19 protein-coding genes are annotated in these 21,567 nt (G+C 42.5%); 10 read left to right on the forward strand and 9 right to left on the reverse strand.

What is annotated here, in order from left to right; translation table 11 throughout:
- Positions 1-491 precede the first annotated feature (491 nt).
- Entirely contained in the window at positions 492-1,487 is a 996-nt protein-coding gene (locus AC6EJC_RS01475; RefSeq protein WP_444952415.1) for a CdaR family transcriptional regulator, read from the forward strand.
- Between the two features lie 175 nt (positions 1,488-1,662).
- Here AC6EJC_RS01475 and AC6EJC_RS01480 read toward each other — a convergent pair whose 3' ends face one another.
- Both AC6EJC_RS01480 and AC6EJC_RS01485 read right to left on the reverse strand, forming a co-directional pair.
- A complete protein-coding gene (locus tag AC6EJC_RS01480) occupies positions 1,663-2,808 on the reverse strand; it encodes a glycerate kinase (protein ID WP_444952416.1) in 1,146 nt (381 codons plus the stop codon).
- 21 nt (positions 2,809-2,829) lie between these two features.
- A complete protein-coding gene (locus AC6EJC_RS01485; RefSeq protein ID WP_444952417.1) occupies positions 2,830-4,125 on the reverse strand; it encodes a GntP family permease in 1,296 nt (431 codons plus the stop codon).
- A gap of 296 nt (positions 4,126-4,421) precedes the next feature.
- Between AC6EJC_RS01485 and AC6EJC_RS01490 the strand changes: the two genes are divergently transcribed.
- The 4 genes from AC6EJC_RS01490 to gnd all read left to right on the forward strand — a co-directional run bounded on the left by AC6EJC_RS01490 (position 4,422) and on the right by gnd (position 9,568).
- Complete coding sequence (locus tag AC6EJC_RS01490) at positions 4,422-5,153, forward strand: GntR family transcriptional regulator (RefSeq protein ID WP_444952418.1); 732 nt, start codon at positions 4,422-4,424, stop codon at positions 5,151-5,153.
- Positions 5,146-6,684 (forward strand): gluconokinase, encoded by a 1,539-nt coding sequence (gntK, locus tag AC6EJC_RS01495; RefSeq protein WP_444952419.1) that lies wholly within the window; start codon positions 5,146-5,148, stop codon positions 6,682-6,684. The genes AC6EJC_RS01490 and gntK overlap by 8 nt, the downstream gene beginning before the upstream one ends.
- Before the next feature lie 26 nt (positions 6,685-6,710).
- Positions 6,711-8,057: a GntP family permease gene (locus tag AC6EJC_RS01500; protein ID WP_444952420.1), complete on the forward strand. Its 1,347-nt coding sequence runs from the start codon at positions 6,711-6,713 to the stop codon at positions 8,055-8,057.
- A gap of 107 nt (positions 8,058-8,164) precedes the next feature.
- Positions 8,165-9,568: a decarboxylating NADP(+)-dependent phosphogluconate dehydrogenase gene (gene gnd, locus AC6EJC_RS01505; protein ID WP_444952421.1), complete on the forward strand. Its 1,404-nt coding sequence runs from the start codon at positions 8,165-8,167 to the stop codon at positions 9,566-9,568.
- 114 nt (positions 9,569-9,682) lie between these two features.
- On the opposite strand, the gene AC6EJC_RS01510 is transcribed toward gnd, so the two are convergent.
- From AC6EJC_RS01510 to AC6EJC_RS01530, 5 genes are all read right to left on the reverse strand, one after another.
- Positions 9,683-10,054, reverse strand: a complete 372-nt coding sequence (locus AC6EJC_RS01510; RefSeq protein WP_444952422.1) for a DMT family transporter — start codon at positions 10,052-10,054, stop codon at positions 9,683-9,685.
- Positions 10,054-10,605, reverse strand: a complete 552-nt coding sequence (locus AC6EJC_RS01515; RefSeq protein ID WP_444952423.1) for a TetR/AcrR family transcriptional regulator — start codon at positions 10,603-10,605, stop codon at positions 10,054-10,056. The genes AC6EJC_RS01510 and AC6EJC_RS01515 overlap by 1 nt, the downstream gene beginning before the upstream one ends.
- A 239-nt stretch (positions 10,606-10,844) precedes the next feature.
- Positions 10,845-11,801 carry an endo-1,4-beta-xylanase gene (locus tag AC6EJC_RS01520; protein WP_444952424.1) on the reverse strand — a complete coding sequence of 319 codons (957 nt, stop codon included), beginning with the start codon at positions 11,799-11,801 and terminating at the stop codon, positions 10,845-10,847.
- A gap of 376 nt (positions 11,802-12,177) precedes the next feature.
- Complete coding sequence (locus tag AC6EJC_RS01525; protein WP_444952515.1) at positions 12,178-13,116, reverse strand: alpha/beta hydrolase; 939 nt, start codon at positions 13,114-13,116, stop codon at positions 12,178-12,180.
- Between the two features lie 25 nt (positions 13,117-13,141).
- Positions 13,142-14,203 carry an LLM class flavin-dependent oxidoreductase gene (locus AC6EJC_RS01530; protein WP_444952425.1) on the reverse strand — a complete coding sequence of 354 codons (1,062 nt, stop codon included), beginning with the start codon at positions 14,201-14,203 and terminating at the stop codon, positions 13,142-13,144.
- A gap of 322 nt (positions 14,204-14,525) precedes the next feature.
- On the opposite strand from AC6EJC_RS01530, the gene AC6EJC_RS01535 reads away from it, so the two are divergent.
- Both AC6EJC_RS01535 and AC6EJC_RS01540 read left to right on the forward strand, forming a co-directional pair.
- The gene (locus AC6EJC_RS01535; protein WP_444952426.1) at positions 14,526-15,107 is read left to right on the forward strand and encodes a TetR/AcrR family transcriptional regulator; all 582 of its coding nucleotides are present in this window, start codon (positions 14,526-14,528) and stop codon (positions 15,105-15,107) included.
- Between the two features lie 225 nt (positions 15,108-15,332).
- Entirely contained in the window at positions 15,333-15,779 is a 447-nt protein-coding gene (locus AC6EJC_RS01540) for a GNAT family N-acetyltransferase (protein WP_254326333.1), read from the forward strand.
- Positions 15,780-15,919: 140 nt separating this feature from the next.
- Here the strand turns inward: AC6EJC_RS01540 and AC6EJC_RS01545 are convergent, their stop codons facing one another.
- Positions 15,920-16,330: a YjdF family protein gene (locus AC6EJC_RS01545; RefSeq protein WP_250260029.1), complete on the reverse strand. Its 411-nt coding sequence runs from the start codon at positions 16,328-16,330 to the stop codon at positions 15,920-15,922.
- Between the two features lie 382 nt (positions 16,331-16,712).
- On the opposite strand from AC6EJC_RS01545, the gene AC6EJC_RS01550 reads away from it, so the two are divergent.
- Complete coding sequence (locus AC6EJC_RS01550) at positions 16,713-18,158, forward strand: DEAD/DEAH box helicase (protein ID WP_444952427.1); 1,446 nt, start codon at positions 16,713-16,715, stop codon at positions 18,156-18,158.
- A 63-nt stretch (positions 18,159-18,221) separates the two neighbouring features.
- Here AC6EJC_RS01550 and AC6EJC_RS01555 read toward each other — a convergent pair whose 3' ends face one another.
- The gene (locus AC6EJC_RS01555; protein ID WP_444952428.1) at positions 18,222-19,298 is read right to left on the reverse strand and encodes an elongation factor G; all 1,077 of its coding nucleotides are present in this window, start codon (positions 19,296-19,298) and stop codon (positions 18,222-18,224) included.
- A gap of 578 nt (positions 19,299-19,876) precedes the next feature.
- On the opposite strand from AC6EJC_RS01555, the gene AC6EJC_RS01560 reads away from it, so the two are divergent.
- Together AC6EJC_RS01560 and AC6EJC_RS01565 are read left to right on the forward strand one after the other, a co-directional pair.
- Positions 19,877-20,467, forward strand: a complete 591-nt coding sequence (locus tag AC6EJC_RS01560; RefSeq protein WP_444952429.1) for an RNA polymerase sigma factor — start codon at positions 19,877-19,879, stop codon at positions 20,465-20,467.
- Positions 20,428-21,489, forward strand: coding sequence for a DUF4367 domain-containing protein (locus AC6EJC_RS01565; protein WP_444952430.1), 1,062 nt, complete (start codon positions 20,428-20,430; stop codon positions 21,487-21,489). The genes AC6EJC_RS01560 and AC6EJC_RS01565 overlap by 40 nt, the downstream gene beginning before the upstream one ends.
- Positions 21,490-21,567: the final 78 nt, after the last annotated feature.

Below are 21,567 nucleotides of genomic sequence, written 5' to 3' on the forward strand. Positions count from 1 at the left end.
AGCTTCACGTCTTCAAGATTGTCATATGCCTCTCTGATCTCTATTCCCATGATTAATCCCTCTTTTTATTACGTTATTTAGACTACTATTTTTATCTAGACCCATTTCCAATTTTTTCAGAGGACATTGTCCACATTTATAATAGTGCTTTTAGTGGACTTAATCAACAAAATAATACATATCCATTGAACATCAAAAAGCCGCACTTCAAAAAGTGCGACCTTTAGCATTGTTTTATTGTTTTCCTCAAACTCCGTTAACGCAAGCCGTCGAATCAATGAAGTAACTGGATGAGCAAACAATTTCATATCTATGATAAAATAGGCTGACATGTTCGGTAACCTGCTTTATCATATTGTTCAAATGCACAACAAATTGGAAGCCCTTTCACGAATGCAGTACATTAAAATATACTACATCACTATAGATAAAGGAGGAATCCTGATCTGTTTCAGCTCTCCGAAAAACAAGCCCAAGACATCGTAGACAAAATGATGAAGGATATTCCATACAATATCAATATTATGAATGAACGAGGCATCATCATTGGCAGCGGCGAGAGTGAACGAATCGGAACCATTCACCAAGGAGCTGTTCAGGCGCTCGAAACCGGGAAAATGATTGAAGTGTGGCAAGACGGCCACTATGAGAAAAAGGGAACCAATGAGCCGATCGTCATTCATCATGAGCTAGTTGGTGTCATTGGCATTACAGGCAATCCAGATGAAGTGCGTCCTTTTTGCAATATTGTTAAAACTACGGTGTCGCTCCTGATTGAACAGCGAATCTCCTTGGAGCATCTGGCCCACGAAGCCAATCGCAAAAAATCTGTGCTGGAAATGCTGTTAAATCATCAGGGAGCCTACACTCAAAAAATAAAAAAAGAAGCGGCTCAATATCACATTGATTTGCTTCTAAAAACTTCGGCCGTATATGTAAAGTATCTTCCTGCTGACCCTGCTAATTTAGCCGAGTTGTCCAATATATTCATGCAGCATCCGTCCTTTCGTATGGAGGAAAACAGCTATCTCATCCTGATGCAAAATCAGGATGAGATAGACAAGCTGCTGGAGCCACTTGTAAGCAGCCATCCCGGTGTGCTGATTGCCGTCAGCAGACAAGAGCACAACATTGCGGATGTTTATATGCAAGCCAAGTCAGCCATGAATGTTTTACTGGCTCTGCGCCCGCCTGTGCAAATCATTTCTTTTGCAGAAGTCGAATTTCTGGTCAAATTAAGTCAAACGAACCTGACGAACACGATCCAGCTGGTTAGCAAGCTGGAAGATACCGTGGATTTGCTGGATACGCTGCGAAGCTTTATTAACCATAGCGGCAGTGTCTCCTTCACCGCAGATGAATTAAATATTCATCGGAATACGCTGCAATACCGCCTGAAGCGCATCCATACCTTGACCGGCAAAGATCCCCGGAATCTCCTTCAGCTTTTTGAGCTTACGCACGGCTTATTGGCACTGTATCAATAACTGCTGTATTATGCTAAATCATACTGCGTTAATATCGTATTTTCGCTCGCCGTCACTCCCGAATTTCTCAGCCAATCTCCTTTGGCTAAGAAAGAGCGGGATTACAGGCGAGCGCTCGTATTATATCGTATTTGTATTATGCCGTATTTGTGTTATACCCCGCTTTTCAATCTGCTCATTCCTCGCTGAATTGAAGCACTCTTGCGATATTCTCGCACGTACGCTCTACGTTTTGCGGCCCTTCGACCAGCAGCTTACCCAGCTCCGAGGCTCCCGGCACGATGCCAAACACCGCATCTATTCCTTCTTTGTACAGCGTGTCTATCCCTTCCCCGATATAACCTGCGACCGCAATGACCTTTTTGCCAGACTGTTTGGCCGCCTGAGCTACTCCATACGGAGTTTTACCGAATTTGGTCTGAAAATCAATACCGCCCTCCCCCGTCAAAACAATATCGGCAGTCGCCAGCTTCTGTTTTAAGCCGGTGTATTCAATCACAATTTCAATGCCTTTTTGCAGCGTCGCCTGAGTAAAAATCAATAAGCCTGCACCCAATCCGCCTGCTGCGCCCGCACCTGGAAGATCGCGCACATCCTTGCCCAACTGCCGCTTTACCACATCCGCGTAATGGGCAAGATTGGCATCCAATTGCTGCACCATCTCCGAAGTTGCCCCTTTTTGCGGGCCAAATACATGGGATGCCCCATGCTCTCCGCACAGCGGATTCGTAACATCACAGGCTACAATTAATTGTACCCGCTGCAAGCGGTCATCCAGTGATGAAATATCAACACTGGCCAGCTCGCCCAGACTACCGCCGCCGCGCGGAAGAGTATTCCCTTGCGCATCCAGAAATCTGGCGCCCAGCGCTTCCGCCATTCCTGTACCGCCATCATTCGTCGCGCTTCCGCCAATGCCGATGATAATTTTTCGAATTCCCTGATTCAAACATTCACGGATTAACTCTCCCGTGCCGTAAGTTGTTGTCTTTAGCGGGTTTTTGTTATTCTTGTTGACCAGATGAATTCCGCTGGCGGATGCCATCTCGATTGCCGCAGTGGTGCCGTCTCCCAGCAAGCCGTATGCAGCAGTTGTGGGTTCTCCGAGCGGCCCGGTCACCTCGATATAACGAATTTGGCCACCTGTCGCATCCACCAGTGACTGTACCGTACCTTCACCGCCGTCCGCCATCGGAACGTGGACATAATGGGCTGCCGGATAGACCTTGCGCAGTCCTTTCTCCATCGCGATACACACTTCTTTAGCCGTCATACTTTCTTTAAAAGAATCCGGTGCCAGCACAAATGTTTTCTCTCTCATCTTCTCACCCCATCGTGAATATTAAAGTAAAAATCCATACATTAATGTCGCTACAATTGCCATTGTTCCACCCACAATAGCTTCGTAAGGGATAAGTCCCATCCGTTGTTTAATGCTCATTTTCATACTATCTGCCGTAACGTGAAAATAGTTGCCCTGCGGCAAGGAATCAATGACTGTAGCTCCTGTATGCACCATCACAGCAGCGGCCAACGGGGCTGTCCCCATGTTCAGAATCGCTTCCCCAAACGAGCCTGTCGCCAAAATAACTCCCGTCGAGGTCGACGCCGTGGCAGCCGCCATCAGAATACCTGCAAGCGGTGCCAAAAATGTACCGGAAACCCCCGAAGCTTCAATCAGGCCAACCACCTGAGCAGACAAATTAGAGGCAGAGATCAGACCCGCAATCCCGCCCGCACCGATCAAAATTAGCACGGTCGCCGTCATTTTATTCAAGCCGGAGGCCGAATACTTCAGGATATTCCGCCCTTGCCCCATTGCCAGCATACCCACCATCCCGGCGATCGGCAAAATGTACATCGCGTCTACCTTGAAATTCGAAAGTGCTTCAATGCCGGAGATAGAGCCAATCGGGTTAATCATCAGCAAAATAACAGCCACCAGCGGAGCTACAATCGCCCGTCCCAACGCTGGGTACTTCGATGTATCGACATCACTGTCCGTGATATCCTGGTCGGACACCTTTACACCTTTGGTTTTCAACATAGACGCCACCAGAACAGTCATGATTAAACCGCATATCGCAGGAACCACACCCGCTAACATAACGTGGCTTAAATCCAGATTAAATCCACGCGCTGCCGCAATCGTATTGGGATTCGGAGAGATGATGTTCCCCGCCTTTCCGCCTCCGGACAAGGCCAGCAGGAGCGCCAGCTTGGAAATCCCCATTTTGTTACCAACCGACAATGCAATAGGTGCCACAATCAATACTGCGACGGGAATAAATACGCCTACCGCCGTAATAATCATCGTCGCCAAGGCTAGTGCGAGTATCGCTTTACTACCGCCAAACTTCTTTACAATAGCTTGCGCAATCGTCTCCGCCGCCCCGGATTCCATCATCACCCCTGCCAATACACCTGCGGCGAGCACACGAATGACCGTCCCCATCACACTTTGCGTACCGCTAATTAATACGCTGATCGTCTGCTCCAGATTGGCTCCGCCCAATAAAGCGCCTACAATAGCTCCCAAAAATAAAGCGTAAACCGGATTCAGCTTTCTTAATATCAGAATAATTGCAATAGCCAGCCCTGCCAGAGCTCCTATCCAACTGATCGTCAATCCTTCCATCTGTCTAACCCCCCGGGCCATTTTTGATTACGCTTTCATTATATCGATTGCGGGACGTGAAAAATATTGAAGAACAGACGAAATTGATTGTGCATTTGCACATATAAAAAGCCCATATTCCCCTTCAGGAAGCTAGACTTATGAAAAATTTATATCCTCATATTAAACACTTGTTGCGAATAATATTCGTAAACCAGGCGTCCAGATACCAATTTAATGAATACGCTTGCAAAATTAAAAATTCAGATTATAATACTTGTATACAAGTATACTTGATTAATTAAGAAGGTGAATTTATGGTGGAATCAAGGGAATTCCTATATCCCTCCAAATGGCTTTTAAAGGCCTCTGCTGGTGATCGTGTAACATCCGAGCTTAGAATGCGTATTATTTCTGGCGAAATTGAAAGCGGTACCATACTATCAGAAAATAAATTAGCTGCAGATTTTGCTGTAAGTCGCTCACCCATTCGTGAAGCGTTAAAAATATTGGCATCCGAAAATATCATCCGATTAGAAAGAATGGGAGCAGTTGTTATTGGTTTGTCAGAAAAAGAAATAGAAGAAATTTATGATGTTCGTCTACTCATAGAATCGTTTGTATTTGAACGGCTTGTAAAAATGGACACTAATGATTTAGCCAAGGAACTTAGTAAAATACTCGAAATGATGAAAGTCGCAATCAAATATAGTGATGCTGATGAGTTTTCATATCAAGATGTCTTGTTCCATGAAACGATTATTCGTGCAGTTAATCATTCATACATCCTGATGATCTGGAATAATTTGAAGCCCGTTATGGAAAGCCTCATTCTTTTGTCGATGCGTATGCGTTTCAAAGAAAAGTATGAAGACTTTACACGGATTGTAAAAAATCACGAGCTTTATATTGAAGCGATCAAAGCAAAAGATAGAGACCTCATGATTAAGTCTTTACATGAAAACTTTGATGATGTTCAAGGTAAAGTAGAAGACCTGTGGATGTCCCAACAAATGCTGTCTAAAGGAGTCGTGCAACAAAATGACTAACTATATGTTAGGTGTAGATATCGGAACCACAAGTACGAAAGCCGTTTTATTTAGTGAAAAAGGCGAAGTCATCCAACAAGAAAATATTGGGTACCCGCTTTATACACCGGATATAGCGACAGCTGAACAAAACCCTGAAGAGATCTTTCAAGCAGTCCTACAGGCCATTTCGAATATAATGAAACATCACTCACAAAAAAAGCTATCGTTTGTTTCATTTAGCAGTGCCATGCATAGTGTCATTGCGATGGATGAAAATGACCTACCACTTACGTCTTGTATCACTTGGGCAGATAATCGAAGTGAAGCATGGGCACATAAAATAAAAGATGAGTTGAATGGCCAAGAAGTCTATAAACGAACAGGAACACCCATTCATCCCATGTCACCATTAACTAAAATAGCTTGGATTGTGAATGATCTTCCTGAAACCGCTATCAAGGTTAAAAAATATATTGGAATTAAAGAGTATATTTTTAAAAAGTTCTTTGATCAATATGTTGTTGATCATTCCCTGGCTTCAGCCATGGGTATGATGAATCTCGAAAACCTAGATTGGGATGAAGAAGCATTAAAAATTGCTGGTATAACACCTTCCCAATTATCTGAGCTTGTACCAACAACCAAGATATTTACCAACTGTAATTCAGATTTAGCAAAAGAGATGGGTATCGATCCACAAACATCGTTTGTCATTGGAGCCAGCGATGGGGTTCTTTCTAATCTAGGTGTAAATGCGATACGCAAAGGCGAAGTTGCCGTCACAATTGGGACAAGCGGTGCCATTCGAACCATTATTGACAAGCCGCAAACAGACGAAAAGGGAAGAATATTTTGTTATGCCTTAACGGAAAAGCATTGGGTCATTGGCGGGCCGGTAAACAATGGCGGGATGGTCCTTCGCTGGATCCGTGACGAACTTGCCTCATCAGAAGTAGAAACAGCGAAAAGACTAGGAATTGATCCATATGATGTATTAACCAAGATTGCTGAACGTGTAAGACCAGGATCTGATGGGTTATTATTCCACCCATACCTCGCTGGTGAACGTGCGCCCTTATGGAATCCAGACGTACGTGGCTCATTCTTCGGTTTAACGATGTCACATAAGAAAGAACATATGATTCGCGCAGCCCTGGAAGGAGTCATTTACAATTTATACACCGTATTTTTAGCATTAACCGAATGCATGGACGGTCCTGTGACCCGAATTCAAGCTACAGGGGGCTTCGCAAGGTCAGATGTTTGGCGGCAAATGATGTCTGATATATTCGCATCTGAAGTCGTCGTTCCGGAAAGCTACGAAAGTTCTTGTCTAGGAGCTTGTATTTTAGGCTTGTATGCCACCGGAAAAATCCAATCATTTGAAGTCGTTTCTGAAATGGTTGGCAGTACCAACAAACATACACCAAAAGAAGAGGCAACAAAGGAGTATAGGAAATTACTGCCGATTTTCATTAACCTATCCAGAGTATTAGAAGACGATTATACACGGATTGCCAATTATCAAAGAGGCTTAATCAAACACTAAAAAGATAAATACAGGGGGTAATTACAATGCCATTAGTCGTTGTAGCGGTTGGAATTTTAGCACTATTAGTTTTAATAATGGGCTTCAAATTAAACACCTTTATTTCATTAATCATTGTATCGTTCGGTGTGGCTTTAGCACTTGGAATGCCATTAGAGGAAATTGTCAAAACCATTGAAGCCGGATTAGGCGGAACACTTGGTCACTTAGCATTAATCTTTGGACTTGGAGCGATGTTAGGTAAGTTGATCGCTGATTCTGGTGGTGCTCAAAGAATTGCCATGACCCTCGTTGACAAATTTGGCGAAAAAAATATTCAATGGGCGGTCGTAGCTGCTTCATTCATTATCGGTGTGGCGTTATTTTTTGAAGTAGGATTAGTATTGTTAATTCCAATCGTATTTGCCATTTCAAAAGAATTAAAGGTTTCTATCTTATATCTCGGTATTCCGATGGTAGCAGCTTTATCCGTAACACACGGTTTCTTACCTCCACACCCAGGACCGACAGTTATTGCTGGTGAATATGGCGCGAACCTTGGTGAGGTTTTACTTTACGGTTTCATTATTGCCATTCCAACAGTTATTTTAGCTGGACCTGTATTTACTAAGCTTGCCAAAAAACTCGTACCTGCATCATTTACGAAAACCGGTAATATTGCCTCTTTAGGTGAACAAAAAGTTTTTAAATCCGAGGAAACTCCTGGGTTTGGTATCAGTGTATTTACTGCAATGCTTCCTGTTATTTTAATGTCTATTGCTACGATTATTACTTTGCTTCAAAAAACATTGGGATTTGAAGATAATAGTTTACTAGCAGCGATCCGTTTTATTGGTGATGCATCAACTTCCATGTTGATTTCCTTACTGGTTGCTGTCTATACAATGGGAATAGCCAGAAAAATTCCAATCAAAAATGTAATGGCATCTTGTACAACTGCTATTACTCATATTGGGATGATGCTCTTAATCATTGGGGGAGGCGGAGCCTTCAAACAAGTCCTGATTAATGGCGGCGTAGGTGACTATGTAGCCGAATTATTCAATGGAACTACATTATCACCAATCTTGCTTGCCTGGATCATCGCTGCGATTTTACGTATTTCCTTAGGTTCTGCAACTGTTGCGGCTTTAACAACCGCTGGTTTAGTTATTCCGATGTTAGGACAATCCGACGTTAATCTTGCTTTAGTCGTGCTTGCAACGGGAGCGGGTAGTTTAATAGCTTCACATGTTAACGATGCTGGTTTCTGGATGTTTAAAGAGTATTTTGGTTTAAGCATGAAAGAAACATTTGCAACATGGACATTGCTTGAAACAATCATTTCTGTAGCCGGATTAGGATTTATTTTAGTACTAAGTTTATTCGTATAAACCATGATTTCCGGGCGGTGGATCCCACTTATCTCTTCTTAGAATCTTCTAAGTCTATAAGTGAGGATCTACTGCCTATTCATTTCAAATAAAAGGAGCAGGTAGAAATGTTCAATACAATTGGTGTCATTGGTTTAGGGGTAATGGGCAGTAATATCGCTTTAAACATGGCTGGTAAAGGTGAGCAAGTAGCTGTCTATAATTATACGAGGGATTTAACCGATAATCTTGTTAAAAAAAATGAAGGTCAATCCATCCATCCCTACTACGAAATTCAAGATTTTGTTTACTCCTTAGAAACTCCAAGAAAAATCTTCCTTATGGTAACAGCGGGCAAACCGATCGATTCGGTGATAGATACATTACTCCCCTTTCTTGAAGCAGGCGATGTGATCATGGACGGTGGTAACTCCCATTACCAAGATACGGAACGTAGATATGATGAATTGAAGTCAAAAGGAATCGGTTATTTAGGAATCGGTATTTCCGGCGGCGAAGTTGGGGCTTTAAAAGGACCTTCGATCATGCCTGGTGGAGATAAAGACGTATATGAAAAAGCAGCTCCTATTCTAACAAAAATAGCAGCCCAAGTGGACGGAGACCCTTGCTGTGTTTATATGGGTCCAAAAGGGTCCGGTCACTTTGTAAAAATGGTACATAACGGAATCGAGTATGCAGATATGCAGTTAATCGCAGAAACCTATACATTTTTAAGAAAAAGGTTACGTTTATCTGTGAATGAAATTGCTGATATCTTTGAAATATGGAATCAAGGGGAGCTGAAAAGTTATTTAATCCAAATCACAGCAGAGATTTTACGGAAAAAGGATGATGTAACAGGCTTACCACTAATCGATGTGATTCTTGATAAAACAGGGCAAAAGGGCACAGGTAAATGGACAAGCATTCAAGCAATTGACAATGGGATCCCATCATCCATTATTACAGAGTCATTGTTTGCCCGTTACATCTCCTCTTTAAAAGAAGAACGAGTTTATGCAGAAAATATTCTAACAGGACCCGGGATTGATCAGCGAAGTTTAAATAAAGATGTGTGGATTGAGTACATTAGACAAGCTTTTTATATGGGTAAAATTTGTGCCTACGCGCAAGGATTTATACAATATAAAATGACTTCTGAACTTTACGGATGGAATTTACCTTTAAAGGATATAGCCCTTATTTTCCGTGGTGGTTGCATCATTCGTGCCGAATTCTTAAACGTAATAAGCGAAACATATCAAGAACAGCCGAATTTGGCTAATCTATTAATCGCCCCGTATTTTGCTGAAAAGGTTAAAGAGTATCAAAAAGGATTACGAAAAGTTGTCTGTGAGGGTATTAATTCTGGTACTTCGTTTCCATGTTTAAGTGCTTCACTTACTTATTACGATAGTTACCGGACAGGCATTTCAAATGCTAATCTTTTGCAAGCACAAAGGGATTATTTTGGTGCCCATACTTATGAACGAAGTGATTTAGCAGGATCCTTTCACACAAACTGGCAGTGATTGATAGTGGTAGTAAATCTCCAGTGCCCTAATGAAGTGGTTTTTTCCCTTCATTAGGGCTCTCCTTTGGAATACATTTTCTCCACAATGTTCTTGTGTCTATACTATTCCATCTCATTTTTGAACGATTGAACTCGTTGCTTCTGTTGTTCCTTTTGCCTCACCATGTCCTGCACCAAATAGGTTCAGTACCACCACGCCAATAACAATTAAAGCAATGCCTGTGATACTTCCTGTATTGATTTTTTCTTTCCAAATCAATACTGAAATAAGCGTTGTAGCAACAGCCCCTACACCTGACCAGATGGCATAAGTCATATTTAAAGGAAGCGTCTTAAGGGATAGAGAGATAAAGAAGAAAGAGATCACAAACGCAACAATTGTGAATAGAGTCGGATACAATCTGGTAAAACCTTCTGAAGCTTTAAGCATTGAAGTTCCAATAAGTTCACCAACAATAGAGATTGCCAAGAAAAGATAAGCCATTATTCATTCTCCTTTATATATGTCTTCAGTTCTTCCATCATTTTTTGCCTCATTCCCTCATTGGGAGGAGCAAGCCCAAACATTTCGGCAAACCACAAACCGTCTATAGCTAATCGGACTATCGTGGAACGAACGGGATCCAATTCGTCGTTTTCAATTTTATTTTGGATATTCTCATACTCGTCCTGAAGTAACTTTAGCATGTGAGGGTTCGTAAACTGTGCTGCTGAGAGAGCGGTATACAGGTCACTTGCATTCCGATCGCCAGAAAATGATGTATTCATATACGCGCGAGTCCATCTTCCTTTGGAATGCATATCGTTTTCCGCTCTCTCATTAAATTCGGAGACAAAGCTGGTCGATAGTTGTTCAACCATTCCCAGAATCAATTCATCTTTATTCGGAAAATGGTAAAGCAATCCTCCTTTACTTATTCCCGCTTTCTTAGCCACCGCTTCTAACGTTAATTTCTCTACTCCTTCTTCGTGCACAATCATCGAGGCCGCTTTAAGAATTAATTCTCTTTTCAATGTTTTTTTAGTTGTATTCATTTTGATCACCCCCCTTTACTATACCGTCCAGACGGTTTTATTTCAAGTGGGTTAAAGTGATGGATTGGGTATGTAAGCCTAATTGAGTTGGATTAGGTTTTGATACGTTCGTTTAAGCTAAATAAAAAGAAGCCTTGGGCGTATAACATTTCAACCAAGACTTCGCCAAATAAACATCTACCCAGCCCAGACATTTAGCAAAAGTTCGCATCTGTTGGGTTTTAAGTGCCACCTATAGTTTAACTCTGCACATATTGTCTCAGCCATTGGAGCGCGGGACGTTCCGTGCCGTTAGAATTCAGCAGATGTGTGTTCGGCTTCCAAGTTTGTCCCTGGATATACCCCCAGAGCGTAACTCCCTTCACCGAAGAATGCTTCCATAATACCGGAAATTTCTCCTTGTATCTGGCAAGCTGGGTATTGTCGTCGCCAGTTATATCCAGTTCGGACACATAGATTGGCAATCCTGTTGCCGCCAGCTTGTTCAGTACAGTGTTCATCGTGTTAACTGAAACAGTGTCCATGCTAAACTGGTGGCATTGAATACCAATTCCGTCAATCAGGCCTCTGCTCTTGAGCTGATTAATAATATTGACATATTGGTCGGTTAACGAGGGATCGTTGATAATTCCATATTCATTAATCATCAGCTTGGCATTTGGAAAAGCTTGTCTTGCCTGTTGGAACGACCATATGACCCAATCCCATCCAGTCGACCCGTCACCGCCTATGGCATTGCGGAAGGATGGCTTCTGATGCAGGGGCTCATTCACCACATCTATAAACTCCGCATTCGGATAGCGTTGACCTGCTGCTTTAATCCACTGGGTCACTTCCGCCTTCTGATCAGCAGCCGACAGTCCGCTAATCCAACCTGGCTCCTGAGCACCCCATACCAATGTATGGAATTTGAACGGGAAGCCATTGTTACGGGCATAATTGTAGGCGGTATCCGCCTGCGACCAGTTCATGTTGTTACGGCTGCCTTCAACTGACCCCCATTTGGTCGAATTCTCTGGCGTCACCTGGTTCCAGTACGTTCCGAAACTTGCAGGGACACTTCCAGCAATGATATTCCCGAGGAATTTGCCACCGTTCGCCATACTGGCACTAGCCGGGTTTATCAGAACTGATGATAACAACACACCCGCCAACGCCAAGCTGCTTACCAACTTGCCCACTTTAAATTTCGACATACAATCTCCTCCTCATACGTATAGTTTTTTAATATTCTTACCTCTAAATAAATCGCTTACATTTCCAATTATAAGAATGTAAGGTTATTATCCGCTACATGTAAAAGTAAAGATTTTACCCGAAAAACTTTACATCATTGCGGGACGACTGAACACCTGGTGCTCCTTTAACACATCGTTTCGATTAAAATCTAGTCTCGTATCATGTATTTTCCTATATTTATCAGCCCATCCGCGACAAATCCCAAACAACTCTGAAACGACAAAAAAGATTACTGCAAAAAGTGATATGCTCCCCTTACAGTAGCAAGTTTTATTATTTAACCTGTCTACTTTTTTGGAAGCATATCACTTTGGAGACTGCCCATTTAATAATTTAAGGATTAAGGGCTCTTGCAATTGCATCTACATAACTTTGGCTAGCACGTTGGCTTACTTCTGCTTGCGGAACCATCCCCTCAAAGTTGTGGAATGTGCCGGGATACAGATGGAATTCGACGTCCACCCCCGCTTGGGCAAGGCGTGCTACATATTCGATCGTTTCATCTCGGAACAGATCGAGCTGGCCTATGCACGTATAGGTCGGCGGTAGCCCAGCCAAGCATTCCGCTCTCGACGGCACAGCGTATGGGGACACCTCGATGTCTTCAGTACGATCCCCCAAGTACATGTTCCAGGCCGCCAAGTTGTTCTTCCGGTTCCATGGTGCGTTATCGGCCGTAATTTCATGACTTGACGCCGTAATACTGCGGTCATCGATCATCGGATACAGCGGCATTTGGAAAATGAGGGCTGGCCCGCCTTTGTCACGGGCCATTAAAGCAAGTGCTGCGGTCAGACCGCCGCCCCCACTGGCTCCGGCAATTGCAACCCGATCTAAGTCGATGCCCAGCAGCTCAGCTTCGTCGGTCATCCACGTCAAAGCGGCATAACAGTCATCGATGGCAGCTGGGTAGGGATGCTCGGGAGCAAGTCGGTAATCGACCGATACGACGACGCATTTGGCCGCCTGCACGAAGCGTTCGCACAAAGCATCGTCCATATCAGGATGCCCCATCACATAGCCTCCCCCGTGAGTCCACAGCATGGCCGGAAGCCTAACGTCAGTTCGCTGGGCAGGTTCGTAGATTTTGACTAATATCTCGCCTGCTACGCTCGGAATCATCCGGCTTGTCGTGCGTACGTGCTCCGACTGCTCAATAGGAGGACTCGACAAATAGCTTCTACTCAGCTCTAAATTCTCTTCCAGTTGAAAACCAGGAAATTTTGCGATTACTGACCTTAATTCTGGTAACAAACGATTTTCAAAATCCACGCAAATCACTCCTATGTTTGTTTTTTTATAACCTTTTCTCCGTCTCCGCTTCCCACTTGGCTATTTCCTTCCGAACTCGGGGTGCTACCTCTGTTCCTAGCAGCTCAATGGCTCTCATCACTTCGGCATGCGGCATCGTGCTTAACGGAACATACAGCATAAAGCGAGTAACACCTACATGTTTGCGAAGGTGAATGATCTTCTGGGCAACAGTCTCTGGATCGCCGACATACAGCGCACCTTCAAAGCTGCGCGCGGCATCGTAGCTAGAACGATCATAATGTGCCCAGCCCCGCTCCCTGCCCAATCTATTCATACCTGCCATCGTAGAAGGGAAATATGTATCTGCAGCTTGCTCATTATTCTCTCCGACAAATCCTATCGAGTGCGACCCAACCCTAAGCTTCGATTCATCATGACCGGCGTGCGCTGCTGCCTTCTTATAAAGCTGGACAAGTGGTGCAAAATTTACCGGATTCCCGCCAATGATCGCCAGTATCAAGGGCAGTCCTAACAGACCTGCCCGGATAGCAGAATCCTGCCTGCCCCCGCTGCCAACCCATATTGGTAAAGGATTTTGAACCGGCCGTGGATACACACCCAAATTGTTAATCGCTGGCCGATGCCCGCCCTTCCAGGTTACTTTTTCGGACTCCCGTATCTTAAGGAGCAATTCCAAATGTTGTTCAAACAGCTCATCATAGTCTTCCAAGTCATAGCCAAACAGTGGAAAAGATTCAATAAAGGAACCCCGACCCGCCATAATCTCCGCACGTCCATTTGAAATGCCATCCAGCGTAGCAAAATCCTGAAAAACGCGAACGGGATCAGCTGAAGAAAGCACTGTTACTGCACTGGTCAGCCGAATCCGTTTCGTCTGCGCTGCAGCCGCAGACAGCACAACTGCTGGTGAAGATGCCGAATAATCCTTCCGATGATGCTCACCTACACCAAACACATCAAGTCCCACTTGATCAGCAAGGACTATTTCCTCGACAACTTCACGCAACCGCTGTGCGTGACTAATCACTTCACCTGTCTGAACGTCAGGTTTTGTTTCTACAAACGAAGTAATACCTATCTCCATGGTCCATCTCTCCTATTCTAATAGCTTTCTTTGTATGACTATCAAATACCGATAAAATATCATACTGATCGGTAAAATATTTTTCCCAGTAAATATAACTCATCAAAAAGAATACTGTCAATAAATATAGTAAAACCCACTTTGATTTATCTTAATATTGATCTCCCCTTGTCGGGACAAACCAACCTTCATTTGACAATCTAAACGGCTAATTATAAGATAATAACATACTATTTGGTACGCAAATAAAGGCCGCTGACAATTATAATCAGAGTCATTGAGCAATTAAAAATAAAATCAAGAGTAACGAGAGGTATTGATTATGGGACGAACCCGCGAATTTGACGAAGAAAAAGCATTAGAGGCAGCTATGCAAATATTTTGGGAGAAGGGATATGAAGCTACTTCATTAAGTGATTTAACTTCCAGAATGGCAATTCAACGACCCAGTATATACTCAGCTTTTGGAGGCAAAAAAGAATTGTTCGAAGCCGCCTTACGCAAATATATGATGTCCCGTGCTTCTCTGATCCGAACCAAACTTCAAAGCAATCCATCTGTAAAAGAAGCATTTCGCACTTTTTTTGAAGGTGTGGTCGATGAGGAATATACTGAAAACCCTAGAAAAGGATGCTTTTGCATCAATACAATGGTTGAACTTGCACCTCATGATGAGAAGTTTGAAATTCTTACAAGGGAACATCAAATGTACCTAGCGGTCATATTTCAAGAAACCATTGAACGAGGTATACAATCAGGTGAACTTGAGGTCGGGCTAGATGCAAAGGCTGTATCACAGGCATTAGTCGTATCGTTAATTGGTCTGACCGTAATGATAAAGTCTCGTCCAGAACGATCATTTATTGATAACACGATAGAGGTGACACTTACACTGCTTAAGTAATTCGGAGTGAATTCAATTTTAACGAATGGGTGTATTCTCGACGCACATGTCCCTCAGCGCAACAAAGGCTACCGGATACATTTTCTCGGCAGCCTTTGTTGCGCTCATATTACATACTTTTTCGCATTTACATGAGTTCAAACGATTCCTTCACTGATCTTAATTTTGCATATATATACTTAATGTTGTATATTAATTCAAAACTAATGAAAAGGAGTACATCTAATGTCATTTTTAATAAGAAACGCTAAGCCTGATGATTTAAGCAGTTTGACCGAGTTAATGTATGAGTACATCGTTGGTTTTTATCAAAACCCTAGGCCACCTATCGAAAAAATTCATAATTTGATTCAAACCCTTTTTGAGCAGCAAAACGGTATACAATTTGTGGCGGAACAAAATGGAGAATTAATCGGCTTTGCTACATTATTCTTTACCTTTAGCACGATGAAAGCAGACAAAATCACAGTTATGAACGACCTATTTGTAATGGAATCATTTAGAGATACAGAAGTGGAATCACAGCTTTTTTTAGAATGTCAAAAGTACTCACAAAATCATGGGTATGCTCATATGACCTGGATAACTTCTACTGAGAATAAACGCGCACAAATTTTCTTTAAAAAGATGGGTGCTGTCCAAGGGAGAGACTGGGTTCACTTTTCATCGTAACAATACTTTTGATACGGTTCTCCGCGCTAACGGCAATTCAAAGGGCACCCGATTGGGTGCCCTTTGTGCGTAACACATGTTTTCACGCATACGGATATCGAAACATGCCAATACAATTGAAGATAAATATAGAAGTTTTATTAATGTCCGCGATGCTTTTCTTTCGCTTTTTTCTCCTTTAATTCCCTTACCCGTGCCTTCATGGCTTCCCTCTGTTGTTTAGAGTAGGCCCGTTTCTCCAGCTTGCGCTTCTCATACTCTAACTTTAGGGCCTCTTGTGCATAGGAGGAGACCCCTTTTCTCCTTAATTCATACGCTGCCTGCCTTGCTAGCCGCTTCGGATTGACCTTCTTCGTTTCAGACAACTTTATGGCCACCTCTTGTGAGAGTCTACTAACAAGTTCCCACATTTCCTCACGGATAAAATGGAGAATTTCCTCGTCCTTAGGCTCTGTACCAAAAGTGTACCTAGCTGCCTTCAATTTCCCTTGGTCCTGCTCTTCCACGACTCCAACCCAATACTGACCATCTTGATAAACCGTAAGCTTCATTGTAATCCCCCTCATTTTAAATCGAAACGATGGACATCCCGAGGGGGGAAGGTTACTGACATGGCACGCTTGAAATTATAGAGTCGTCCATGTGTCTGGACTACCAACCAGACTGTGTTTTTTCGTTCCAAAAAAATTATAGTTACCTTACTGGAAAACAGCAAGACAAAATTAATTCTCCATGAAATTGTTCAACGTAGATCCATATGGGGTAAAGTTTGTCGGTCGTTAAACGCTCCAAGGATACGATTAAACAAACGGTTAATCATCGATATGTATTAGAGTGAATCCGGATATAGAGTATACTATATGAGTATAAGTTCGATACACGATGACATTATATATGTAATGGTATTCAAATACAGCGCAGAAGAGGTTAAAAATGAGTCAGAAGCATTTTACAGATTACGCATTAAGTGAAGAAATTGTGAGAGCGCTGAATAGCTTGGGCTATGAGACGCCAACAGAGATTCAGACGGAAGTCATTCCAGTTGCGCTTGAGAAGAGGGATCTTGTCGCCAAATCGCAAACAGGTAGCGGCAAAACAGCGGCATATGGCATTCCACTCTGTGAGCTAGTAGATTGGAATGAGAATAAGCCCCAAGCTTTAATTCTGACGCCAACCCGTGAACTCGCGTTACAGGTCACCGAAGACATCACGAATATCGGACGCTTTAAGCGAATAAAAGCAACGCCCCTTTATGGGAAACATCCTTTTCATATACAAAAGGCCGAGTTAAAGCAAAGAACGCATGTGGCTGTAGGTACGCCAGGACGTGTACTGGATCATATTGAACGAGGCACGCTATCGTTAGATCGGATTGCCTATCTCGTGATTGATGAAGCTGATGAGATGCTGAATATGGGCTTTATCGAGCAGGTTCAATCCATCATTCAAGCGCTGCCTAGTGACCGGGTTACGATGTTATTCTTCGCTACTTTTCCTGAGGATGTAGCCAAACTGTCGCGTAAATATATGAACAATCCTGTTGAAATTGAAATTAAAGCGACCGGTATAACGACCGCCACAATTGATCACTCTCTTATTCAGGTAAAGGAGTCGGACAAGCTGGCACTGCTGCAAGATCTGCTCATTGTTGAGAATCCTGACAGCTGCATTATTTTCTGTCGTACGCAGGAGAATGTAGATACATTATTCAGAGCATTGGCTGATCTCGAATATCCATGTGATCGGATTCATGGTGGAATGGAGCAAGATGAGCGATTCGAGGTGATGAATGCGTTCAGAAGGGGACAATTCCGTTACTTGATTGCGACTGATGTAGCTGCTAGAGGTATTGATATCACGAATATTACCCATGTTATTAACTACGATATTCCCCTTGAAAAGGAAAGCTATGTTCATCGCACAGGACGTACGGGACGTGCAGGCAAGACGGGTAAAGCCATTACCCTAGTCACTCCTAAGGATAGCAAACGATTAGCCGATATTGAAGCATATATTGGATTCGCGATTCCGCAAGTAAAGGCTCCCTCAGAAGAGGCTGTTGATCTCCGTAGAGAAAATTTTGAGCAGAAATTGCATGTAAAAACTGCACTCAAAAAAGATAAGCGCGAGCAATTAAACCAACAGATTATGAAGCTGAATTTTAACGGCGGTAAGAAGAAAAAACTTAGAGCCGTCGACTTCGTGGGGACCATCGCTAAGCTTGACGGGGTCACCGCAGACGATATCGGGATCATTACGATTCTGGATTATGCTACAGATGTTGAGATTCTGAATGGTAAAGGTCCACTGGTGCTTGAGATTATGAAGAATACGACCGTAAAGGGTAAGCTGTTAAAGGTACGCAAAGGGAACAAGTAGAAGATACGCTGCATAAAAGAGGGTGAGGTAATCCCGCCCGTAACAGCCGATGGTTTTCGTTAGCTATACGGGCGGGATTGCCGAGTTTATCTCTTGATCGTTTAATTCATCTTTCCACTTATCGATATCATAAATCACTTTAAATTTTTCTTTTAACTGAGTATCATCTTCAATTGGCACAAAGCTGTCCAATTTCATGTGGAAGTCCAAAACATCTTTTTTATGGTCATACATCTCTTCTAGGATATCAATAATTGTGGAAAGTTTCGATTTAAATGATAACTTACAATTATCATCCTCGAGTATATATAGATTTTCTACCTCTTTAAAAAAAGAGTTTCCTTCGAAATATAGCTTGTTACAGGTCATATGGATCTGCATCAATGGTTCGCATATTTGCCAATCTGCTTTCAGCATAGCGTTTTTGAGCGATATATGTGCTCCACTAATATAATAATAATCTCGATAAAAACACATTGTACAAGAGGCTTTCATTATTTTAATTTTAGAATCTACAGCAGGATACCCTAATACAAATCCTTCAGCTAATAGTTTCACGGAAAAGTAATCTAACGATTTGATAAATAATTGATATCCAAGTTCCTTTCCTTCCTCATCATCTTTATGACAACAATAATGAATAATATCTTCATCCACTTGTTTATTTTCATATTTATATCCCATTCCAGCCTGAATATGATCAATATGAATTTCGACTCCTGCAAATAGGTCATTTAGACTTGTTATTCTGGAATGATTGCCTTTCAAATGAATATTCAAGTCAGCAGTACATTCTCTGTAGAGTATACAGGTGTCTTTGATATTCAATTTAATGTGTTGTCTTTCCATAAAATCAATGATTCTCCTAAGATGCAAGTAATCATTCCCTATTAAAATTATTTTCTTATATTCAATATATCCATCATCAGCCCGATTCAAATGAACAGCAATACAAACATCCTGATCGTATCTTATTAATGCTTCAATACTTTCAATAATCCTATTTCGTAGCACAGTTTGTTGAGGAAAAGGCATTGTTAATCCCATGTATTTTGATTCTAAGTTAGGTAGTAACTCCATTTGATCATTAAGATAACGTATCATATTATCAAAATTATATTTCTTAGTACTTTCATTCATAAGAAACTGTATCCTCTCATATTTTTTTACGAGTTGGCCTACTCTTCTTGGAATACCTCCTTCATATTTTCTATTTCTCGATGAGTAACTTCCATTTCACTAAGTACTACCACCGCATCTGAAAATTCTCTACCTTTTTTAACCCCAAAGCCCTGCTCATTGGTAAAAGCGCCCCGACAAGGCACTTATGAAGAATTCCATATACAATAGGTTCTAAGTAAGCATAGGCTGTTTTGAAAAAGCACTCCCGAATCGTTTCAGAGATTACTTATTATTGCGACGTCTAAAGTTTTTCCCACAATCTATTTTCTATTTTTTGATAGGCATATTTTATTATTCTATTTATTTCCATAATACACTTCAAGCTCTATGAAACCAACAACGTGAGTGATAACCGTTCAGCTTTATCGTATTCTCTTAGATAGTTGTTATAACTTATCCTAGTAAGACAACTTGTTAATCAGCCCCAACGATCACATAATACTTTAAAAAAATTTTAGAAAAGGTGTCCCTTTCGGTCATCTTCATTTGTTATACGGATATAGTTTTCTTTCTGATCAGAGGAGGTGCTTAAAGCTTTGGATGAGGAAATCGAATACAGAATCAAACGAGTTCAAGCCGGCGAGATCCAGGATTACGCCTACATTGTAAAGGAGCATCAGCGTCAGATTTTTGTATACTGCTGGCGGCTATTAGGAAGTGAGCAGGAGGCGGAAGAAGCCGTTCAGGATATTTTTGTAAAGGCTTTTGAGAAAATCAGCATGTACAAGCCGACAGTGGGCTTCTCCTCCTGGCTATATAAAATGGCTTATCACCACTGCCTGAACTCGATTCACCGAAAGAACTTGCAGCGCAAATTTAGAATTAACCTGTTCACTTCAACAAACATGACTACAGACAGTGCAGCGCAGGTTATGGAACGTCAGCTTTTCAGTGAACCGCTGAGCCGGGCGCTGGACAAACTGAATGCAGAGGAGCGAAATCTACTGGTGCTGCGCATTTTTGAAGAAAAATCGTTTGGGGAAATCGGGGAAATCATGAACAAAAGCGAGGAAGCTATCAAGAAAAAATACGGCAGGACAAAAACAAAGCTCAAAAAAATGATGGAGCCCATAAAGGAGGACCAAAAATGCGTGAACTACAAGACAGAACTCAGGAACAAGGCCTGAAATACACCGATCTGCAAGACAGGGGCTTAAAAAACATGGACATGCTGACGGAGCCAGAGAGTGCCTTAAAAATCCAAGCTTTTGACGTCTCTGACAAAGTGATGGAACAAGTCTACCAAAAGGCGAAACCCAAAAAAGGATTCATTGTAAAAATGCGTCTTCAACCGCGCATCACCGCCCCCATAATGATCTTGCTTTTTGTTTTGGGCGCCTCTGTAACCGGATACGCCGCTTCGCAATATCTTGAATTCCGTAATAGCAAAGGCGACGTCGTATTAAGTACGGCCAAAACACCTGCCGAAACGGACGCTTCCAAAACGTACACATACACCCACACACAGTGGAGCGAAGGGGTGAGAGACCGTTTGCAGCCCGGAGAGTATGCCGCCTATTACGTCAAGGACGATTCTATTAATCATAGAAACCTGTCTAATCCGGTCTTGTTTGCATACAAACCAAATGAACTTTCAAGCTTCAGCAGCTTGCAGGACGAAATCAAGCGGACAGAAGCTCCACTATTCCACAATCCCACTCATCTGCCGAATGGCTACCGGTTTGATTTCGGATACGTCTATCCGGTTGCTGCATATCCTGGAGTCTTGGACAAAAAAGACTATCGGGCTTTAACGGATAAACTGATGCATCAAGCCGAAGCCGCACCAAAAGGTGAAAATCTGTTTATTCAAAAGCTGAGCTGGGACAAGTCAGACTTCACCTTCGCCCGATATGCGAGAGGAAACGACTATGTAAATATTACCGTCACCAAATACGCTCCTGATGTCACGAAGACGACTGTGATGCAAAATGAACAGGATTCGGCTGAGGAACTGACGATCAAAGGAAGCAAGGTCTATTACATCAGGGCAAGCGAAACAAGCAAACCCTTGGAGGTAGGAAAAAACCGGCTGGGATGGCTCGATGAAAAAAGACGTTTACACTACAACATATCTGATAACCAGGGCAGTCCGCTGACCAAGGAAGATCTGGTAAAAATAGCTGAGGATTTGCTTGTTTCGCGGTGATTATTGATTGAGGGTTTAACTTCACTTTTACAAGTGCTTACCGATATAGAGCTTCCCCCTCCTTATATTCTTGTCGGG

The organism is Paenibacillus sp. TY11, from assembly GCF_059772165.1.

Bases quoted from the DNA above. Each gene is read 5' to 3' on its own strand.
- AC6EJC_RS01475 (WP_444952415.1), top strand. From the start codon at position 492: ATGATGAAGGATATTCCATACAATATCAATATTATGAATGAACGAGGC.
- AC6EJC_RS01480 (WP_444952416.1), bottom strand. From the start codon at position 2,808: ATGAGAGAGAAAACATTTGTGCTGGCACCGGATTCTTTTAAAGAAAGT.
- AC6EJC_RS01485 (WP_444952417.1), bottom strand. From the start codon at position 4,125: ATGGAAGGATTGACGATCAGTTGGATAGGAGCTCTGGCAGGGCTGGCT.
- AC6EJC_RS01490 (WP_444952418.1), top strand. From the start codon at position 4,422: ATGGTGGAATCAAGGGAATTCCTATATCCCTCCAAATGGCTTTTAAAG.
- gntK (WP_444952419.1), top strand. From the start codon at position 5,146: ATGACTAACTATATGTTAGGTGTAGATATCGGAACCACAAGTACGAAA.
- AC6EJC_RS01500 (WP_444952420.1), top strand. From the start codon at position 6,711: ATGCCATTAGTCGTTGTAGCGGTTGGAATTTTAGCACTATTAGTTTTA.
- gnd (WP_444952421.1), top strand. From the start codon at position 8,165: ATGTTCAATACAATTGGTGTCATTGGTTTAGGGGTAATGGGCAGTAAT.
- AC6EJC_RS01510 (WP_444952422.1), bottom strand. From the start codon at position 10,054: ATGGCTTATCTTTTCTTGGCAATCTCTATTGTTGGTGAACTTATTGGA.
- AC6EJC_RS01515 (WP_444952423.1), bottom strand. From the start codon at position 10,605: ATGAATACAACTAAAAAAACATTGAAAAGAGAATTAATTCTTAAAGCG.
- AC6EJC_RS01520 (WP_444952424.1), bottom strand. From the start codon at position 11,801: ATGTCGAAATTTAAAGTGGGCAAGTTGGTAAGCAGCTTGGCGTTGGCG.
- AC6EJC_RS01530 (WP_444952425.1), bottom strand. From the start codon at position 14,203: ATGGAGATAGGTATTACTTCGTTTGTAGAAACAAAACCTGACGTTCAG.
- AC6EJC_RS01535 (WP_444952426.1), top strand. From the start codon at position 14,526: ATGGGACGAACCCGCGAATTTGACGAAGAAAAAGCATTAGAGGCAGCT.
- AC6EJC_RS01540 (WP_254326333.1), top strand. From the start codon at position 15,333: ATGTCATTTTTAATAAGAAACGCTAAGCCTGATGATTTAAGCAGTTTG.
- AC6EJC_RS01545 (WP_250260029.1), bottom strand. From the start codon at position 16,330: ATGAAGCTTACGGTTTATCAAGATGGTCAGTATTGGGTTGGAGTCGTG.
- AC6EJC_RS01550 (WP_444952427.1), top strand. From the start codon at position 16,713: ATGAGTCAGAAGCATTTTACAGATTACGCATTAAGTGAAGAAATTGTG.
- AC6EJC_RS01555 (WP_444952428.1), bottom strand. From the start codon at position 19,298: ATGAATGAAAGTACTAAGAAATATAATTTTGATAATATGATACGTTAT.
- AC6EJC_RS01565 (WP_444952430.1), top strand. From the start codon at position 20,428: ATGCGTGAACTACAAGACAGAACTCAGGAACAAGGCCTGAAATACACC.